Origin of the sequence: Polaribacter sp., from assembly GCF_036480315.1 — a bacterium.
Lineage (GTDB): Bacteria > Bacteroidota > Bacteroidia > Flavobacteriales > Flavobacteriaceae > Polaribacter.
In genome coordinates this window covers 1-20,233 of the sequence record NZ_JAZGGG010000045.1, presented here as the reverse complement: position 1 = coordinate 20,233, position 20,233 = coordinate 1, and the positions used below count along the sequence as shown (strand labels likewise).

Here is a 20,233-nt window from a genome sequence, read left to right as displayed (position 1 = left end):
CTTTTTTTCTTTTAAAAGAGTCTCAATTTGAACTCTTTCTTTGCGTGTAAGTCGTCTATGTTTTTTTACTTCCATTTTACAAATCTATTATTTTAGATTTGTTGCGTTGAGTTATTGAATGGAGGTTAGTTTTATGAATTTTTCGCTAACGTTTAGGCTATGGTTAGTACGGGATTTCGAAGGACTGAACTTTCGATTAAGCACTTAGCCAAATTTTTAATTTTTTCTTTATTTAATAGATACGCAAAATTGAAAATTTTGCGTACTTAATTCAAGGCACTTCACTTTGGGTTAAGCACCAAAACCCGTATTAACTATAGCCATTGTTATGGGCTTTTTTTATTCACCTTCAACTTCTTCTGCCACTTCATTTTCTGCAAATATGTTATCTATTTCATTAAATAAAAGGTTGAAATTTTCAAAGGTTTCTATTTCAGCATCATTAACTGTAGTTGAAAACAAAGATTTGTTTCCTGATATTTCAAATACGTCAGTTGTTAATATATTATCTCCTTTCATATTGTTCTCTTCCAAAAATTCATTCGAAAAATAATGCTCAATTACGAAATAACGCTGAGTAATATTTTCAGTTACAAATTCATTTCTAACTTCGGGTACTGGCAACAATAATCCATAGATTGTTTTTTCTTTGTGTTTTCGAATAATTGAAGTACTATCGTGAGTTTCAAATATTTTTTTATTTAAACCTTTAAATTGTTCATTTCCTTCTCTGTCATTGTCAAATAATCCTATAAGTTTTATATCATTTGAAATAGTAGAAATAAATTCTATTGTACGTCTAACAGTATCTGCATTTCCAGTTCTTACCTCTTCATTTAATTCTAATCCCGAAGGGATTATATGATAAGGTGATTCTGTATCAGGATTTAGTTTAGCATATGCAGTTTCAATAATTGCTTTATCTGTTTTCCCTTCTGTTATAATAATAATTTTTTGTCGTTCAAGATCACTCAATGAGAATAGTTTATTAGCAAGTTCGTTACTAACTGTCGAGTAACTACTTGCTGGTAAACTTGAAATTTTTCCTTCTAAGATTGATTTTGAGTTGAGAAAAAACAATTCTCCTTCTCCTGCTTTATTTATTAATCTATCGTTATGTGACACTAAAAATGTCTGATAGTTTGTGTTTGTTTTTAATTCGTCTAGTAAATTAGATTGCAAATTTGAGTGTATGTGTGAGTCTGGTTCGTCAATCAGAAGAATATTTACACAATGTTCTTTTCTGTTTATAAATTCAAGTGTTGAAAATATCTCTATTACTTGAAGCATACCACTTCCCACCAAAGAAATTTCGACTTCTTTTTTATTTTCTTCTTGAATTGTCAGTCGTACAAACTCTTCATCTTGCTTATTTCTATTCTTAAACCTAATTGAAAAATTAGCATTAAATATATTTTTTAAACGATTTTCTAATGCTAGAAATTTAGCATCTGTTTTTTCGGATTTAAGTATTTTGTTTCTAATTACTTCGTGCGACTTACCAAGAGATATTTTTTTTAATAATTGAGCATTATTATAGAATGGTTCATTTTTTATAGAATGAAAAATTGGTCGAGTTTGATATACAAAAATAGCATCTCTGAGGTTCAATTCTAATCCTAGGATAATATCTCTAAAATTATTGAAAGGATTAATGTCATATTTAACTCTAAAATACGAATTTGGAATTCCTGGTTTTTCTAAGGTTATTTTTAAAGGATAATTTATTTCTAAATGATTAAAAACTATTGTAATTGATAATTCTTTTTTTCTTGTGTTATTGAAAATATCAGTATCATTTCTGAGCCTTAAAAAGAAAAGATTATCAAACCCTAAATAACAAGGTGATGCTTGACCGTAAAATTGTTTACCATTAACTTGAATCAGTTTGTCGAAGGCAACTTTCCATAATTGGATTGCTTCTAAAAGTGTCGATTTTCCAATGTTATTTTCACCAACTATAAAATTAAATTCATTATTACAGTCAAAACTTACTGTGCCATATGCTTTGAAATTCTCAATTATTATTTCTTTAATTCTCATATTTTACAATCTTGGTTTTAATTACCCATAACGTTAATACGAATATGACGTCGTTTTAATGACTTATATTCGTAGTTAGCGAAGTTAGTTTTTTTGAGGTATAAAGTCAAGAGGGAAAACACCTGTTTATAAAAAATTAATTCCCTTTTATTCTTGTAAATAATTCTGATAAAAGTTTTTTACCATCTCTTTTCTCTTTCGATTCTTCTATAAAAAATGGAGTTCCGTTTGTGTCTACTTCAATTTTATATTTAAAAACAAAATTGTCTGCATTTGCTTGCATGCTTAATGCTCCGAAGCGTAAGTCATTAAAATACAGTATATTATTTTTCTTGTTGATGGTGTACCAACCTTTAGAAATAGCAATCATTCGTTTTATTTTTTTATGATTTGCTAAATCACCTAATAAATGATGGTTTTTAGGATAAGAAGAAAACTGAATTGGCTTACTGTCTAAAAACGAAGAATGACCAATTAAAAAAGCGTTTTCAGTTTCAATATTCGCAGTCCATAAAATAGTGTTTAATGGAGTTGGTTTTGTTTCTATTTCTATGTAATCAATATTTTGTGTTGCCAATTCATTTGTAAATGTTTTATAAGAAATACCTTTTAAAACAAGTGTTAAAACTAAATAAGAACTGCTAGTTATCAATCCTAAATTATTATAAAAACGTCTTTTCTTTGTTTCCTTTTTTTGACGCATCGCAAAAATTAAAAACACTAAAAACGGAATGGTATATAGAGGATCTATAACAAAGACATTTTTAAAAGCCAATCGAATATCTAAAGGCCAAAAAAGTTGCGTTCCCCAAGTTGTTTGTGCGTCTAAAATAGGATGTGTTATAAAAGCCCAAAAGAAAAGCCAAGACCATTTTTTTAAGTTTTTATAGCTTTCAAATTTGGTAACTATAAACGCAAAAATAGGAGCAAAGAGTACAGAAAAAAACACCGAATGTGTAAACCCTCTATGAATTTCTAGAGCAGTTACGGTATCAGTAAAAAAAGAAGATACAACATCTAAATCTGGAATTGTACCAGCAATTGCACCATATAACATAGCTTTATTGCCAACTTTTCTTCCTAAAACTGCTTCTCCAACTGCCGCACCTAAAATTATTTGAGTTAATGAATCCAATTTTTAAATTTTAATTAATAACTCTTTCTGAATTTTTTTTTAACAGAATAGTCAATCAAATTCATAAAATTTTCATGAACACCTAAAGTAATGTCTAATTTTAATTCTTCAATGAATTTTAAAATAAGTTCAGATTTGAATTGTAAATCTGGTACTGAAACATATTTTTCAAAAAGACTACCAATACTTTTATAATATAATAATTCGAAACCATTTAAATTTTCGGGCCTTTCAGAAACGTACTCATAAGAATTAACCTTAAAAAAATCTAAAACATCACCTACATACTCTTTATGCAAAATCTGTTTAGGATTCACAATATTCAATTCTTTTATAGTTGGATTTAAAAAAGCATATAAAATAGCCTTGGAAACAAAATCTACAGGAATAATATTTAAACCACTTTTTTTATCAATCCAAATTCTAAAGTTATCTTTAGCTTTAGTAGCATATTTATCTAGAAACATAGCCCAAGAATAGAAGACATCATACTTTGGAGTTTCATAAAAGGGTTTGTCAATTAATCGACCACAAATAATACTTGGTCTTAAAATTTGTGAAGTTATATTCTTTAGTTTACAGGTTTCTTTTACATAGAATTCGCTTTCATATTTAGATTGTTCATACGGATTTCTAAAGTTTGTAACGTTATACTTTTCAATAGAATCGCCTACTTTTTCATCTTGAATTCCGAATGAATAAGCGGTACTTATGTATAAAAACCGAGTAACAGATTTTGGTAGTTCTTCCAAAAGTTGCTTTGTTACTAAATAATTTTGAGTGTGTACTTTTTCTTTAGAATCCGTTGTGTGTAATAAGCTTGTAGAACCAGCACAATGTATAACAGTATCGAAAGTATATTTACTTAAAACAGTTTTATTTATAGTAGATAAATCATGAGAAATAACGGTAATTTTTTCTAAACAAGCCTCTAACGTAAAGTCATTTATAAAATCTGGTTTAGACTCATCTTTTAGAATGGCTAGCAAACGCTCTTCTGCAGTTTTTTCATTATCTCTTATAACAACAAAAAGATGATTTACAGTTTTTTCAACAATTGCTTTATGTAGCCATTCAAAAATAATATGACTTCCAACAATTCCTGTTCCTCCAGTTAATAGACAATTCATACTTGTATTTAGTATTGTGTTTAAGTGAGTAAAAATACCCTTTTTAAAAAGATAAAACCTCACAATTTTGTGAGGTTTTATCTTAATTATTTAAATTAAAAAATTTGTTTTCTTTGAAAATTAAAGAAGATTTTATATACATCAGTTTTTCAAAGCGTTTTTAATCAATTTTTTGATTTCAGAATTTTTAGTAGATTTTGCAATTTTCCATGTAGTTTTTCCACTTTTATCTTTAAAATTAAGTGGAGCATTATATTTTAATGCTAGCTTTACCATTGCTGGATTTTTTGTTTTAATAGCTTCATGAATTACACATTCTCCATCTCTTCCAATAACATTTGTATTTGCTCCATTGTTAAAGTAAAACGTGGCTAATTTATAATTTTTAGCATGCAAAGAAGCTAAAAGTGGAGTTGCACCATCGTCTGGTGTAGATTCTATATTTGCACCATATTTAAGTAATAACTTTATAAGTTTTAATGAACCTCTATTTGATGCGAACCTAATAGCTTGTTGATTTCTAGATGCTTTAGATTACCAATTAACATCAACTCCATTTTTTAAAAGTATTTGAACGCTTTCATAAGAGTTCGCAAGACAACCAATCATAATTGGGTGCATTCCTTTTTTTTCAGTGAAATTAATATCTACATTATATTTTAATAATAAATTTAATGCAATTGTATCGTTTTTAAAAACAGAGAGCCAAAGTGGAGTTAATCCTTTTTCATTATATATTTCTGTGGATTTTCCCTCATTTAAACTTACTTCTAACTGGTTATAATTTTTAGTCTCTAAATAATTAAATATATCTTGAGATAAAACATTTGCGCTTAAAGTAGATAAAATAATAAATAAAAAAATATTTTTCATTTTTGAAATCTTTATCCTTTATAAAAAGGCAGTTTTACAATTGTTGCAGGAATCGCTTTTTTACGAACCTGAATATGTATTTGCGTTCCAGATTTAGAAAATATCCTTGGCACATAACCCATTCCAATTCCTTTTTCTAAACATGGACTCATAGTACCAGAAGTTACGTTTCCAATCGTTTTTCCATTTCCATCTACAATGTCATAACCTTGTCTTGGAATTCCTCTTTCATCTAAAGTAAAAGCAACTAAACGTCTTTCTGGTTTGTTCTCTTTTTCTTTTACTAGCGCTTCAGCATTTACAAAATCTTTTGTAAATTTTGTAATCCAGCTTAAACCAGCTTCAATAGGCGAAGTAGTATCATCAATATCATTACCGTATAAACAATACCCCATTTCTAAACGCAATGTATCTCTTGCTGCTAAACCAATTGGTTTAATACCATAATCTGCACCAGCTTCAAAAACTTTCTTCCAGATATCAACAACAACATCATTATTACAATATATTTCAAATCCACCAGAACCTGTGTAACCAGTTGCAGAAACTATAATTCCATCATAACCTGCAAAATCAGTGATTTTAAAAGTATAAAAATCAATAGCAGCTAAATCTTCAGAAGTTAAGCTTTGCATTGCCTCAACGGCTTTAGGTCCTTGTATTGCTAACAATGAATAACTTTCTGACAAATCTCTAATATTTGCGTCAAATTCCTCATTATATTTAGAAATCCAGTTCCAATCTTTTTCAATATTAGAAGCATTTACAACTAGTAAATACGTTTCTTCTTTTAATCTGTAACAAATTAAATCATCTACAATTCCGTTATCTTCATTTGGGAAACAACTGTATTGTGCATCTCCAATTTCTAGTTTAGAAGCATCATTAGAAGTAACTTTCTGTATTAAGGCCAAAGCATTTTCACCTTCAACCAAAAACTCACCCATATGACTTACGTCAAAAACACCAACAGATTCTCTTACTGTTAAATGTTCTGCAGTAACGCCTTCATATTGTACAGGCATATTATAACCTGCAAAAGGAACCATTTTTGCACCTAGTTTATTATGAATCTCGTGTAAAGCTATATTTTTCATTATGTAGATATCTTAAAATTTACGCTAAAATATTGAAAAATCCGCAATTATCTATCACTAATATTTTGTTAATTTTTTCTTTCTACACTCTTTTTCAATTACATTTGATTACCAACTTATAAATCAATATAAAATGAAGGTTTTTAAATATCTATTTATTGCTTTTTTATTCTTTTCATTAAACGGATTTTCTCAAACCCCAACAGATTTTTTATCCAAAGAATTTCATAAGAGTAGAAGAGGTGCTTTGCGTTCTAAAATGCCAGCAAATTCAGTTGCTGTGGTATTTTCAAATCCTGTTAGAAATAGAGCAAATGATGTAGATTATGTGTTTCATCAAGATCCAAATTTTTATTATTTAACGGGTTATAGAGAACCAAACGGAGTTTTAGTTTTATTTTCTGAAAATCAAACTGACGAAAACGGAGTTGCTTATAACGAGATTTTATATGTTCAGAAAAATGATGCTAGAGCAGAACAATGGAATGGAAAACGTCTAGGAACAGAAGGTGCAAAAAACGAATTAGGTTTTACAATTGCTCTTAATGCGGAAGAATTTTCAACTTCAAATACAGACTTTAAAAAGTTTAATAGAATTTTTATTGAAAAGTTTAATGATGATTATCTAAATTCAACAAGAAATAGTGCAGAAGTGTATGATTTAGTACTCTCTTTTAAAGAAAAAATAAACTACAATCCGAAGAACTTTTTATCGCCAATGAAAAAACAAATTTATGAGTTGGTAAAATCTACATCCATAGAAAATAGTGCCAATGTTGCACAGATTATTGGTAGAGCTTTGGTTTACGATCCTTCTTTAAAAAATGACACCGATTTAATGCAATTTAAAGAAGCAACAGGTAATAAATTAAAGAAAGAATTACAACATAAAATATCTTTAAAATTAGAAGCTAAAACTAATATTGATATTAGTTTTTTATCTAGCAAGCTTGCAACTTTAAGAGAAGTAAAAACTGCAGAAGAATTAAAACTACTAACAAAAGCGGTGCGTATTTCTGTAATTAGGACAAGTAGAAGTTATGAAGGCAATGAAACCACATATGTCTGAAACTGAATTGCAAGGAATTCATGAATTTGTATACAAAAAGTATGGTGCAGAATATGAAGGATATCCATCTATAGTTGGTGCAGGTAACAACGGTTGTATTCTACATTATACAGAAAACAATAAAACAGATATTGAAAACGAATTGGTTTTAATGGATTTAGGTGCAGAGTACAGAGGTTTTACAGCAGATGTAACACGTACAATACCAGCAAATGGAAAATTTACAAAAGAACAAAAAGCCATTTATAATATTGTATATGATGCACAAGAAGCAGGTATTGCAGAATATGTTATTGGTGTAAGTATGGCAAAACCAAATAAAACAGCAATAAGTATTGTAAATGAAGGTTTATTTAAATTAGGCATTATTAAATCTGTAGATGAAAAGCATCCTTATTTTCCTCATGGAACTTCACATCATATTGGTTTAGATGTGCACGATCCAGGAAATTATAATACTTTTGAAGAAAATATGATTGTTACAATGGAACCCGGAATTTATATTCCAGAAGGAAGTAATTGTGATAAAAAATGGTGGCGAATAGGAATTAGAATTGAGGATGATATTTTAGTAACAAAAAACGGTCCAATAAACCTTTCTTCCGAAGCACCAAGAACTGCAGAAGCTATCGAAAAAATGATGGCTAAAAAATCTGTTTTAGATGAATTTATATTACCAGATTTAAATAAATAATGAGTAAAACAGCAATAATATTAGGAGCTACAGGTTTAACAGGTAGTATTCTATTAGAAAAATTAATTGCAAACAATTATTATAAAAAAATTATACTTTTTTCTAGAAATTCAGTAACTAATACTTCGACTAAAATTGAAGAACATTTAATAGATTTATTAAAGTTAGAAGAGTATAAAGACCAATTTATTGGTGATGAAGTTTTTTGCTGTATTGGCACAACCGGTTCAAAAACAAAAAATAAAAAGTTATATAAACGAATTGATTATGGAATCCCTGTAAGCGCTGCAAACCTTGCAAAACAGAATAATATAAATACCTTTATCGTAATTTCTTCTATGGGAGCAGATGTAGAAAGTTCTATGTTTTATAATAGAACAAAAGGCGAAATGGAGCGAGATGTGCTACAGCAAAATATAAAAAACACTTTTATATTAAGACCTTCTTTAATTGGTGGCAAAAGAAATGAATTTAGATTCGGAGAAAAAATTGGAAAAGGAATTATGAGTATTTTAAACCCATTATTTATGGGTAATTTAAAAAAGTATAAAATGATTCATCCAAAAGAAATTGCAAATTGTATGCAAATACTTGCAAGCAAAACAGAAAATGAACGTATTATTAGTTCAGATAAAATTTTAACGATTGCAAATTATAAAGAATAATGAGTGGACAACAACTTAATAATCCGTTACACGGAATAAAATTAGCAACCATGTTAGAGAATCTTTTTAAAGAATATGGATGGGAAGAATTAGGCGATGCTTTAAATATTAACGCTTTTAAAAACAATCCTACGTATAAATCTAGCTTAAAGTTCTTAAGAACTACACCTTGGGCTAGAGAGAAAGTAGAGCAATTTTACTTAAAAAATATGATTGATTAGATTTTGGGCGTTACCTAAAGGTCGCGCTTTACACACTCACTTTTTGTGCTAAAAAAAAGCACAAAAGAGTTCAAACAAATGCTACAATCGCTAACGCAAATTTTCTAAAAGCAAATAGAATTACTACAAGTTTACAGATAACTTGCGTTAGCGATTGAAATGACATCCTTTTTATGTTGAGCTTGTTTCAATACCTCATATAAATGAGCAATAAGTTTTAATAAAAAGTATGAGTTTAAATTAAACATAAAAAAGATATAATGTAAAGCGCGACACATGTGTAACGTCCAAAAAATATTTTACCTTTACACTAGAAATAAAAGACATGAAATACGCAAAAAATATATTAGAAACTATTGGTAATACACCTTTGGTTCAATTAAATACAGTAACAAAAGAGATTGATGCTTTGGTTTTGGCTAAAGTAGAAACCTTTAATCCTGGAAACTCTATTAAAGATAGAATGGCTTTAAAAATGGTTGAAGATGCAGAAGCAGATGGACGCCTAAAACCTGGAGGAACTATTATTGAGGGAACTTCTGGAAACACAGGAATGGGGTTAGCTTTGGCTGCAATTATAAAAGGTTACAAATGTATTTTTGTAATATCAGACAAGCAATCTAAAGAAAAAATGGACATTCTTCGCGCAGTTGGTGCAGAAGTAATTGTGTGTCCTACAAACGTAGAACCAGATGATCCTAGATCTTATTATTCAGTTTCTAAACGTTTGGGCGCAGAAACGCCTAATTCTTGGTATGTGAATCAATATGACAACCCAAGTAATGCTACTGCACATTATGAGCAAACAGGACCAGAAATTTGGGAACAAACAAACGGTAAAATTACACATCTTGTGGTTGGTGTTGGAACCGGAGGAACTGTTTCTGGTACCGCAAAATATTTAAAAGAACAAAATCCGAATATTAAAATTTGGGGAATTGATACGTATGGTTCTGTGTTTAAAAAATATCATGAAACTGGTATTTTTGATGAGAATGAAATTTATCCGTACATAACAGAAGGAATTGGTGAAGACATTTTACCAAAAAATGTTGACTTTTCTTTAATTGATGGTTTTACAAAAGTAACCGATAAAGATGCTGCTGTTTATACTAGAAAAATTGCCAAAGAAGAAGGTATTTTTGTTGGTAATTCAGCAGGTTCTGCAATAAAAGGAATGTTGCAATTAAAAGAACATTTTACAAAAGAGGATGTTGTTGTGGTTATATTTCATGATCATGGAAGTAGATACGTTGGTAAAATGTTTAATGATGATTGGATGCGTGAAAGAGGTTTTTTAGAAGATGACATTAAAACGGCTGCTGATTTAATTAAAAATCATGATAATGCTCCTTTGGTTGCTGTACAAATAGAAGAGTTAGTTTCGCATGCAATTGAAAGAATGAAAGAATATAAAATTTCTCAAATTCCGGTTAAAGATATCAATGGTTTTGTAGGTTCTGTTAATGAATCTGTATTATTACATAATTTTATTGCAGATAAAAATATTGCAGACAAACCGATTAAAGATATTATGGGAAAACCATATCCAATTGTAAAAAAGACGGCTAAATTAGAAGATATTTCTAAATTAATAACCAAAGAGAACGATGCTGTTTTGGTGGATTTAGAAAATGGAAATCATCATATTATTACAAAATATGATATTATTAGTGCTATGTAATTTATAGATATGTTTTTATCTGGACCAAGCAGTTTTTTAGATCTTATTTATATTTTTTCTTTATTTATGTTACTTCCAAGTTTATTTTTTGGAGGTATAATTCATAGTTTTTATAAAGATTCTACTTTTTATAAAAATAAAATTATTGGAAGTTTAATTAGAAAAACTGGATATTATTTTGTTCTATCTATATGTGCAGTCTTAATATGTATATTATTCTTCTATCTGTTAGGAGGTCTTTAAAAAAAACCATCTCAATTGAGGTGGTTTTTTGCTATAAAAATTTTGCTACCTTTATAAAAATAACTAAACTTTATAAAAATGAAATACCTTAAAACTTTAGTATTGCTTTTAGCAGTAATAGCATGTAAAGAAACGAATCAGGAAATAGATGTTCTGGCAAAAGCCAAGGAAATTCACAAACGTGTAATGACTTTAGATACGCATGTAGATATTAATGTAAATAACTTTACAGATAGTATTAATTACACGCAAAAATTAGACAATCAAGTAAACTTACCAAATATGGAAAAAGGAGGTTTAGATGTCGCTTTTTTCATTGTTTATACTGGTCAAGGTGATTTAACAGAAGAAGGTTATGATAAAGCATATAAAAATGCAATGAGCAAATTTGAAGCTATTCATAAATTGACTAAAGATATTGCACCCAATAAAATAGGTTTGGCAACAAGTTCTAAAGAAGCAAGAGATATTTATGCTTCCGGAAAAAAAGTTGCTATGATTGGTGTAGAAAATGCATATCCATTAGGAACAGATATTTCTAGAGTTAAACAATTTTACGATTTAGGTGCAAGATATATGAGTCTTTCTCATAATGGTCATAGTCAATTTTGTGATTCTAACACAGGTGAAAGTGATAACGTTTGGTTACACAATGGTGTAAGTGATTTAGGGAAAGAAGTGATTAATGAAATGAATAAATGGGGAATTATTATTGATGTTTCTCATCCTTCAAAAAAATCTATGAAAGACATGATTACTTTGTCTAAAGCACCAATTATTGCTTCACATTCGTCTGCAAGAGCATTATGTAATCATAGTAGAAATTTAGATGATGAGCAATTAGGATGGCTAAAAGAGAATGGAGGAGTTGTACAAACAGTTGCTTTTAGTGCTTATGTAAATACAGAAAAAGACAAAAAATATAAAGATGAATTAATAAAAGTTATTGCTGAATTAGCTAAAGAGCAAAATATTGAATTAACACCAAGAAAAGAAATAAGAAAACTAAAAGGCGCAGCACAAAAAGCTGCAATTGCAGTTTATATGAAACTTTCTAAAGAAGCAAAATTAAAAATGGGTTCTACTAGTTCTTCACCTGTTAATGTTTCAGACTTTGTAGATCATATAGACTATTTAGTTGAGAAAATGGGAATTGATTATGTTGGAATTAGTTCAGACTTTGATGGAGGTGGTGGTATAGAAGGTTGGAATGATGCTTCTGAAACTTTAAATGTTACTTTAGAATTAGTAAAAAGAGGTTATACTGAAAAACAAATTGCTCAACTTTGGAATGGTAATTTACTACGTGTTTTAGATGAAGTACAAAAAATTGCTTTAGAAATTCAAGTTCAATAATAATAGCATTATTTTAAAACTAAAAAACCATCTCAAGCGAGATGGTTTTTTTAATCAACTAATTCAAATAATTTACACAAAAGAGGTTTACTACGTCTCTTCTTTTATCTCTTTACAAGTATTGTGCCAAAGTGAAAATATTCACTTAAAAAGTATTCGAAAAACGTGATTTTTATGTTGTTATAACAAAAAAACGGTTCTCTATTGAGAATCGTTAAATTTTGAAGTATTTTAGTATTAATAATTTAGTTTTATGGCTTAATTATTATCAATTTTAGTATTCTAAACTGCGTGTTTATGTGCTTTGTAAGAAGAACGAACTAAAGCGCCACTTTCTACGTACATAAAGCCCATTTCTAAACCAAGAGTTTCGTATTTTTTAAACTGTTCTGGCGTTATAAATTCCTTTACAGGTAAATGTTTTTTAGAAGGTTGTAAGTATTGACCAATTGTAATAACATCACAATTTACAGTACGTAAATCTTTCATTGTTTGAATAACTTCTTCTTCTTTTTCACCCAAACCTAGCATTAAACCCGTTTTTGTACGCATACCGTTTTCTTTTAAGTATTTTAAAACACCTAAACTTCTATCGTATTTCGCTTGAATTCTAACTTCACGAGTTAATCTCCTTACTGTTTCCATATTATGAGAAACAACTTCTGGATGTACTTCTATAATTCTATCTATTTGTTTTGTATTTCCTTGAAAATCTGGAATTAAAGTTTCTAAAGTTGTTGTTGGGTTTGCTCTACGAATTGCATCTACAGTTTCTGCCCAAATTATAGAGCCACCATCTTTTAAATCGTCTCTATCTACAGAAGTAATTACGGCATGTTTAATACTCATAATTTTTATAGAACGTGCTACTTTTTCTGGTTCATCCCATTCAACCGTTTCTGGTCTACCGGTTTTTACACCACAAAAACCACAAGAACGAGTACATATATTACCAAGAATCATAAATGTTGCAGTTCCTTCTCCCCAACATTCTCCCATGTTCGGGCAGCTTCCACTTGTACAAATAGTATTCAATTTATATTTGTCTACCAAACCTCTTAACTCTGTGTATTTTTTACCTACAGGTAATTTTACACGCAACCATTTTGGTTTTTTTTGTCTTTCAGGAAGTATTACAGATTCTATTGCCATTTATTACTTAATTGAAATACAAATTTACGAAGAAAAGTTTGAATTACTCATTAAAAACCAAACACTAAATCCTATTAAAAAAATAATTCCAGTAATACTCAAAATTCGTAAGTAAATACCAGGTCTATGTTCTCCAGGCGTATGCTTTCCTGTAATTAATTTATAGTTTAAAATAGCATAAAAAGGTGCTGTTAAAAAGGATAAAATTGTGGCTACTTTTACCAATAAACCCATATTATCCATAAAGTATTTTAAGATTAAAATGGTACCAATAAATAGGAAAATAATCCAAAACCAATAACCATATTTTAAATCTTTATTAAAGAGTAATTTGGTTGTTCTGTTCATTGCTCTTGGTGATGCGTCTAAAGTAGTGATTGTTGTACTAAACATTGTTGTAAAAGCAGCAATAGCAATAAATATATAAGAAAACTCTCCTAAATTATTTGTGTATAATTTTATTAATTGTTGCGCAAATACACCTCCTTTAGTTGAAAATGTTTCGCCAGATTTATACATTACTAAAGCACCTAAAAGAACAAAACAGATTCCTAAAAATAGCGTACTGATAAAACCAATATTAAAGTCGAAAATTGCATCTTTTCTTTTTGTCTTTACAACAGTAGTTTTGTCTTTTTCTACAGACCAAATAGAATGCCAAATAGAAACATCTAAAGGTGCGGGCATCCAACCTAAAAAAGCTATTAAAAAAGTTAATTCTACTGCACCAGAAGGTATAATTTGAGTAACATCAAAAGTTTCTTTGTTACTAAATAATGCTACTGAAACAGCAATTATGGTGCTAATTGTTAGAATCACAATAATGTATTTCATTAAGTTGTCTAACAATTTATATTTACCGACTACTAAAAATAGCAAGCTGATAAATAGTAGTAAACAAGACCATAAAACCAAGTCATTTGTAAAACCAAATAATTGTGATGCTAAACCAGCAGTAACAATAGTTACAGCAGCTTGTATGGTAAACATGGTTGCAAAGTTTAGTATGTAGTATGCAATTAAAACTCCTTTACCTAATTTTCTATAACCATCTAATAATGTTTCTCCAGTTGCTGCTGCATAACGAGGACCAAATTGAAAAAAAGGGTATTTAAATAAATGGACTAATAACAACGCCCAAATTAAACCAAACCCAAACTCTGCACCAGCTCTGGTAGATTGCACCAAATGCGAAACACCAATTGCTGCTCCTGCAAATAATAAACCTGGGCCTAAAGATTGGAGGAATGATTTTTTCATTTAATTAATTTATTTCAATATTTTCTATTAATACTGAATCTTTAATTTTTAGATAAACAACTTTACTATTGTGATATATTCTAATGGTATCTCCTTTAATTTCTGTAGAAATTTCATTTTTTTCATTTTTTTCGGTAACATCAATCTTATTTATATCTTTTAAAGTATAAGATATGTAAAGAATAAAACAAGTAATTATAAAAAGATTTGTAATTATAAATCCTTTTAATTTTTTAGGTCTTTCTGTAAGAAAGAATTGTAAAATAGTTCCGATAGTCCAAATAACTCCAACAATAAATGTTAGTAGTATCATTAAGTGATGAAAACCTGGAGCATGAATATAAGGATGCCCAAAAATCATATAAATTAACCAAGCCACCCCAAAGCCAATAAAATAAATTGATAAAGCTAAAAGAATTCCTTTTTTCATTTTAAGTTCTCTTAATAATCTCCGCCAATAGTTTTTTTGCTCGTAAAAGTTTCACTTTTACATTGTTCATTGGTTCTTTAATTTGTTTGGAAATTTCTTTGTAACTCAATTCTTGAAAGTAACGCAGTTGTATAACTTCTTGGTATTTTGGCTTTAAAAGTTTTATGTCTCTTAATAATTTTGCCAAGTTTTGTTCTCTAATAATTTTATCTTCTGGGGTAGGATTTTCATCAACAACCAAATACACTTTTTCTTCTTGTTCTATAGTGGTATCAACAAAAATAGAAGTGTTTTTTTTTCGTAATAAATCTATATGCACATTTTTAGAAATGGTAATTAACCATGTTTTAAAAACATACTTTTCATCAAAAGTGTTTATTTTATCAAAAGCTTTAGAAAAGGTCTGTATTGTAATATCTTCAGAATTGTTTTCACTTCTGGTTCTTTTTAATTGATAATTATAAACGTCTCCCCAAAAAGTATCTAATAGAAATCTAAAAGCAGATTGATTGCCTTCTTTTGCTTTAGAAATATTTTGTGCTAGTTTAGTATTGTTTATTTCCAATGATTCGGTTTTGACCACAAATTAGTGATAAATATACTAAATTGAAAGAATAATAAACCAATTTCTAAAAAAGGTAAAAAATAGATAATTTGAGATTCTTTTAATTTTCTAGCTGAAAACCCAATTACTAAATACTGTACAAAATAATAAGAAAGTACTATTGGCAAAATAATTTCCCAAGGATAAATGAAAAACAAGATAGTTGATAAAAGAAAGAAAAGTACTTTAGAAATAAAAAATAGACCTAAAAAGAACTTATGTTGAAATTTATAATGATTAGCTGTAGAAATATGTCTTCTTTTTTGACGAAACCATTCGTTAAATGACTGTGGAGCTTCGGATTCTGTAAAACTTTTCTCTGAAGTATAAATAACTGTATTCTCTTTATTTGCAGCATCTTGTATAAATAAATCATCGTCTCCAGATTTAATATACATGTGATTTATAAATCCTTTTACATTAAAAAATTCTGATCTATGATAGGCTAAATTGCGTCCAACACCCATATAAGGTGCACCCATTCTTGCATAACTAAAATACTGTATTGCGGTAAGTAAGGTTTCAAACCTTACAAACAGATTTACAAAAAGTTTTTCTTTTTTATACTTACCGTAACCTAAAACAATGGTTTTTTCAGAGGTGAAGTTTTGTGTCATTTCATAAATCCAGTTTTTAGAAACTGGTTTACAATCTGCGTCAGTAAATAACAGATGATCATATTGTGCAGCTTTAATACCTAAAGTAAGTGCATATTTTTTATTTCCCCAGAAAGCTTCAATATTTTCAACGTCAATAATTTTAATGTTTTTATGTTCTCTAGTGAAAGATTGCATTACTTCTAAAGTTTTATCAGTAGAAGCATCATTTATTAAAACTACTTGATACGTATCATATTTTTGCTTTAGAATTAAAGGAAGAAATTTTTGCAAATTTTCAGCTTCATTTTTTGCGCAAATAATAACCGAAACAGGAATTTTTTGAACACCTTTCTTTTGTTTTTTATCAGAAAATAAAAAAGAAGAAAAAGTGAAGTAATAAATAATTTGAATGCCTGTAAAAACTACAAACGTGTAGAAAACTACAGCTATAAACATTTAAAATAAGTATTAATTATGTTGCGGTTCAGCACAGTTTTCATATTGTTCTGGCGTTTTTCCACAAAAACCACAAGACTCTCCTGTTTCATTTAACATTGGATTTTGGCTAGCACAAGTACCTGCAAATTTACCATCTTTTTTTGCCCAAATTTTAATAGCGATTCCAGCAACAGCAAGCCCTAATAACACAAAAGTAATCAGTAGTAATTTCATAAATAATATTTGTATTGCAAAGATACATATTCTAATTGTTACCATTATAAACATTGAAACTTTATTTACAGTGTGACTTTTACTATATTTAAGGGTCATAAAATATGATATCAACTAATTATTAATTAACTAAATATTTAACATTATGAAAAAATACTTTGCCGAATTTGTTGGAACATTTTGGCTTGTTTTTGGTGGTTGTGGTAGTGCAATTTTTGCTGCTGGTTTCCCTGAATTAGGAATAGGATTTGTTGGAGTTTCTCTAGCTTTTGGTTTAACCGTTTTAACAATGGCGTATGCTGTTGGTCATATTTCTGGTGGACATTTTAATCCTGCAGTTTCTTTTGGCCTTTGGGCTGGAGGTAAGTTTTCTGCAAAAGAATTACTACCTTATATAGCATCTCAATTAATAGGTGCAATTTTAGCTGCTGCAGCTTTGTATTTAATTGCTTCTGGTAAATCTGGTTTTGAATCTATTGGTGGTTTTGCGGCTAATGGTTATGCAGAATTATCACCTGATGGTTATTCTATGCAGTCTGCATTTATTGCAGAGTTTTTACTTACAATGTTTTTCTTATTAATTATTTTAGGAAGTACAAATGATAGAGCACCAAAAGGATTTGCACCAATTGCAATTGGTTTAGGCTTAACATTAATTCACTTAATAAGTATACCAATTACAAATACATCTGTAAATCCTGCACGTTCTATGAGTCAGGCAATTTTTGCAGACGGCGCATATTTAGCTCAATCTTGGTTGTTTTGGGTTGCACCAATTGCAGGAGCAATTGTTGGTGGTTTAATTCACAAAGTATTATTCGATAAAGAATAAATTAAGTTTTTAAAATTTTATAAAACCAGATAAAAACTTCTTTATCTGGTTTTTTTGTATGTTTACTTTTTTGATAAACCAACAATAGTTTTTTTTATTGTTGATTGTTGTTTTAACATTCAGCTGTAAAAACACAAAGAAAGAAAAAGTTTCAAGTAGAGTAGATGCTTTGCCATATTATAATGAGGCTTTTTTCATTCAATTACTGTTAATTCAATTTTAAGTAAAATTAGATTTTTTAATCATTAATTATATGCATTTTTTTATCTGTAATAAGTATTTCATTTATATTTAATGACTTGTTTTCAATAAGAATACCAATACTATATTCACCATTTGGTAAATCTTTAATATTAAATTGAGTTTCAAAACCAGAATTATGATAACTAATATTGCTTTTAAAGTATTGGGTTACATCTGGTCTAGAAAAGTTGTTGGTTTCAATTTTAAATTGTTCCTTATTTGATCTTAAAATCAGGGAAATTTTAGCGTTTTTACTATCCGTTTTTTCTATAAAAGCCCAACCTTTGGCAAGAACAGTTTTCTTTTTTAAAACTAAAGATTCTAGATTAAACTTTATAGAGTTTTTTTCATAAATAGTAGTGTATTCAATGGGTTGAGGGATTATATTGTATCCAATTTTTATAATTTTATTAATATCTTGATAAGACCATTTTTTATTAGATTCTCTTATTGCAATACCAATACTGTAATTTCCTTTTTCAATAGAATTTAAATAATGAATAGAATTAAAGCCAGAATTGTCTAAATTGTTTGCTTTAAAATGTTTTGTAATATCTTTTCTACTAGTTGTTTTAATGTTTTTAAAATAAGTATTATTTTTACTTTTTAACATTAAGAATATACTATCATTTATATTACTCTTTTTGTTTTTTATAAAAGCCCAACCTCCAATTCTTATATAATTTGGAGTTGTAGTAATATTTTCAATATTTGATTTAATAACATTATAATTATTTATGGTTTGTTTAAATATTTTGAAATTATTTTTCTTTAATTCTTTTTTAGCTATTTTTAAAATTTCAATTTCTTCCTCTGTTTGTTTTATAGGTGCAATTTTATTTGAATATATTAAATACAATCCATCTAAATAACTCAAATTAGCATTATGAGTTATAATAGAGTTTTTTAGTTTATCTAAATTTAACTTATTAGTAATAAAAATATCGGATTTATTTATGACTTTTTTCACTAATTCATTTACAATAGAATCTGTAATTTTTTCTTCAGATTTTTTATCAGTTCGAGCTACATAAGCATTTGTATATGTTAAATTGTTTTTAACAGCCAAATATGCTAAATCTTGGTAATCGTAAGGTTTTTCGAGCCCTTTAAACTCAAAAGGAGGAAAAGTATTTAGATGTTTTACTTTCTTTAAGATTACATTCCACCGTTCTTCATTTAAAGGTGTTTTATAGGTTCCTTCCTCAAAATTAATTGTGTTAAAAAATTTAGTTAGGTCGTAAAATTGTATAAAAACTATGGCAATCAAAAAAATAGATTTTATTGTTTTTTTTACTTTTAATTTAGAAAATAAAATGATGCTAAAAAGTATTAAGAGATAATAGATTACCCAAAATGTTCTAGAACTTGCTCTAAAAATATTGCCTAATTTTCTTACAGATTCTGGGATATCGAATTCAAAAATAATGTTTTCATTAAAAGTTATTTTGTTTGTAACTGAAAAGAAAAGTACAAATAAGCAGTATAAAAATAATGGAAAGTATACATAATGTTTTTTTATGTCAGTTTTTTTAGAAATGGATACAACTAAAGAAATAATTATGAATATAATTAATCCTAAACCTAAATATGCATAACCTTCATATTGAAGTGGATTTGTTAATTGTTGGTTTTTAAGAAATTTAGAATATCCAAAAGAATTGTAAAGAGTATTTAAGTTTAAACTATATAAACCAAAACCACCGTTTACTTGACTATCTATTGCGTTTGAAAACCTTAAGTAACCAATACAAAACCAAGTAATAATTACTGTTAAGCCAGATAGAAGAGGTAGTAATATTGCTTTTTTAAGGTTTAATGTTTTGTCAAAAAAATAATTTTTAGCAGGTAGAATAAAAATAAATCCAAGTATTATAAAAGCCATATAAGGATGTATTAATGCACTTATAAATAACAGAAAACCTTGGTTTAAATTTAGTTTTACTGAATTTAAGGCATTACTTTTCTTTATATAAAGGTAAATAGATGCTAAAATTAACCATTGAGAACATAAAGCAGGATGCATTGCTCTATATAATAAAACTGGGTTTGCAGTAATTAATAAAGCTAGTAATATTAAATGTAATTTACTAAAATTATACTGTTTTAACCTGTTGTGCATTATAAAAAAGCTGTTCATTGATTAAGAGAATCGTATATTTAATTGAATTTCAAACATTTAAATAGATGAACAGCTTTAGAGCAAATTACGAGAAAATTTTAGAGGTATT

18 protein-coding genes and 1 pseudogene are annotated in these 20,233 nt (G+C 28.3%); 6 read left to right on the top strand and 13 right to left on the bottom strand.

Annotated features, from left to right (window positions below):
* Positions 1-339 precede the first annotated feature (339 nt).
* The 6 genes from V3V28_RS09235 to gcvT form a co-directional block, all read right to left on the bottom strand.
* The gene (locus V3V28_RS09235) at positions 340-2,043 is read right to left on the bottom strand and encodes an ATP-dependent nuclease (protein ID WP_331364732.1); all 1,704 of its coding nucleotides are present in this window, start codon (positions 2,041-2,043) and stop codon (positions 340-342) included.
* 136 nt (positions 2,044-2,179) lie between these two features.
* Positions 2,180-3,178 carry a metal-dependent hydrolase gene (locus tag V3V28_RS09230; RefSeq protein ID WP_331364731.1) on the bottom strand — a complete coding sequence of 333 codons (999 nt, stop codon included), beginning with the start codon at positions 3,176-3,178 and terminating at the stop codon, positions 2,180-2,182.
* A gap of 14 nt (positions 3,179-3,192) precedes the next feature.
* Complete coding sequence (locus V3V28_RS09225; RefSeq protein WP_331364730.1) at positions 3,193-4,308, bottom strand: SDR family oxidoreductase; 1,116 nt, start codon at positions 4,306-4,308, stop codon at positions 3,193-3,195.
* Between the two features lie 141 nt (positions 4,309-4,449).
* The gene (locus V3V28_RS09220; RefSeq protein ID WP_331364733.1) at positions 4,450-4,815 is read right to left on the bottom strand and encodes an ankyrin repeat domain-containing protein; all 366 of its coding nucleotides are present in this window, start codon (positions 4,813-4,815) and stop codon (positions 4,450-4,452) included.
* Positions 4,816-4,842: 27 nt separating this feature from the next.
* Positions 4,843-5,181, bottom strand: coding sequence for an ankyrin repeat domain-containing protein (locus tag V3V28_RS09215; protein ID WP_331364729.1), 339 nt, complete (start codon positions 5,179-5,181; stop codon positions 4,843-4,845).
* 11 nt (positions 5,182-5,192) lie between these two features.
* Positions 5,193-6,278, bottom strand: a complete 1,086-nt coding sequence (gene gcvT, locus V3V28_RS09210; RefSeq protein WP_331364728.1) for a glycine cleavage system aminomethyltransferase GcvT — start codon at positions 6,276-6,278, stop codon at positions 5,193-5,195.
* A 133-nt stretch (positions 6,279-6,411) separates the two neighbouring features.
* On the opposite strand from gcvT, the pseudogene V3V28_RS09205 reads away from it, so the two are divergent.
* The 5 genes and pseudogenes from V3V28_RS09205 to V3V28_RS09185 all read left to right on the top strand — a co-directional run bounded on the left by V3V28_RS09205 (position 6,412) and on the right by V3V28_RS09185 (position 12,210).
* Positions 6,412-8,041 (top strand): annotated as a pseudogene (locus V3V28_RS09205) (aminopeptidase P N-terminal domain-containing protein).
* Entirely contained in the window at positions 8,041-8,706 is a 666-nt protein-coding gene (locus tag V3V28_RS09200) for an NAD(P)H-binding protein (RefSeq protein WP_331364727.1), read from the top strand. The pseudogene V3V28_RS09205 and the gene V3V28_RS09200 overlap by 1 nt, the downstream one beginning before the upstream one ends.
* A complete protein-coding gene (locus tag V3V28_RS09195; RefSeq protein WP_331364726.1) occupies positions 8,706-8,927 on the top strand; it encodes a VF530 family protein in 222 nt (73 codons plus the stop codon). The genes V3V28_RS09200 and V3V28_RS09195 overlap by 1 nt, the downstream gene beginning before the upstream one ends.
* Positions 8,928-9,252: 325 nt before the next feature.
* Complete coding sequence (locus tag V3V28_RS09190; RefSeq protein ID WP_331364725.1) at positions 9,253-10,611, top strand: pyridoxal-phosphate dependent enzyme; 1,359 nt, start codon at positions 9,253-9,255, stop codon at positions 10,609-10,611.
* Positions 10,612-10,932: 321 nt separating this feature from the next.
* Positions 10,933-12,210 (top strand): dipeptidase, encoded by a 1,278-nt coding sequence (locus V3V28_RS09185; protein WP_331364724.1) that lies wholly within the window; start codon positions 10,933-10,935, stop codon positions 12,208-12,210.
* A 282-nt stretch (positions 12,211-12,492) separates the two neighbouring features.
* Here V3V28_RS09185 and lipA read toward each other — a convergent pair whose 3' ends face one another.
* The 6 genes from lipA to V3V28_RS09155 are packed head-to-tail and all read right to left on the bottom strand — an operon-like array spanning position 12,493 to position 16,927.
* The gene (gene lipA, locus V3V28_RS09180; RefSeq protein WP_331364723.1) at positions 12,493-13,362 is read right to left on the bottom strand and encodes a lipoyl synthase; all 870 of its coding nucleotides are present in this window, start codon (positions 13,360-13,362) and stop codon (positions 12,493-12,495) included.
* A gap of 24 nt (positions 13,363-13,386) precedes the next feature.
* A complete protein-coding gene (locus V3V28_RS09175) occupies positions 13,387-14,622 on the bottom strand; it encodes an Nramp family divalent metal transporter (RefSeq protein ID WP_331364722.1) in 1,236 nt (411 codons plus the stop codon).
* Positions 14,623-14,626: 4 nt separating this feature from the next.
* The gene (locus tag V3V28_RS09170; protein WP_331364721.1) at positions 14,627-15,052 is read right to left on the bottom strand and encodes a hypothetical protein; all 426 of its coding nucleotides are present in this window, start codon (positions 15,050-15,052) and stop codon (positions 14,627-14,629) included.
* A 1-nt stretch (position 15,053) separates the two neighbouring features.
* Positions 15,054-15,617: an RNA polymerase sigma factor gene (locus tag V3V28_RS09165; RefSeq protein WP_331364720.1), complete on the bottom strand. Its 564-nt coding sequence runs from the start codon at positions 15,615-15,617 to the stop codon at positions 15,054-15,056.
* On the bottom strand, positions 15,608-16,711 hold the full coding sequence (locus tag V3V28_RS09160) for a glycosyltransferase (RefSeq protein ID WP_331364719.1): 1,104 nt from the start codon (positions 16,709-16,711) through the stop codon (positions 15,608-15,610). Before V3V28_RS09160 ends, V3V28_RS09165 begins: the two co-directional genes overlap by 10 nt.
* Positions 16,712-16,723: 12 nt before the next feature.
* Positions 16,724-16,927, bottom strand: coding sequence for a membrane or secreted protein (locus tag V3V28_RS09155; protein WP_331364718.1), 204 nt, complete (start codon positions 16,925-16,927; stop codon positions 16,724-16,726).
* A gap of 145 nt (positions 16,928-17,072) precedes the next feature.
* Between V3V28_RS09155 and aqpZ the strand changes: the two genes are divergently transcribed.
* On the top strand, positions 17,073-17,759 hold the full coding sequence (aqpZ, locus tag V3V28_RS09150; protein WP_331364717.1) for an aquaporin Z: 687 nt from the start codon (positions 17,073-17,075) through the stop codon (positions 17,757-17,759).
* A 238-nt stretch (positions 17,760-17,997) separates the two neighbouring features.
* On the opposite strand, the gene V3V28_RS09145 is transcribed toward aqpZ, so the two are convergent.
* Positions 17,998-20,124 carry a DUF6311 domain-containing protein gene (locus tag V3V28_RS09145; protein WP_331364716.1) on the bottom strand — a complete coding sequence of 709 codons (2,127 nt, stop codon included), beginning with the start codon at positions 20,122-20,124 and terminating at the stop codon, positions 17,998-18,000.
* Between the last annotated feature and the right edge of the window lie 109 nt (positions 20,125-20,233).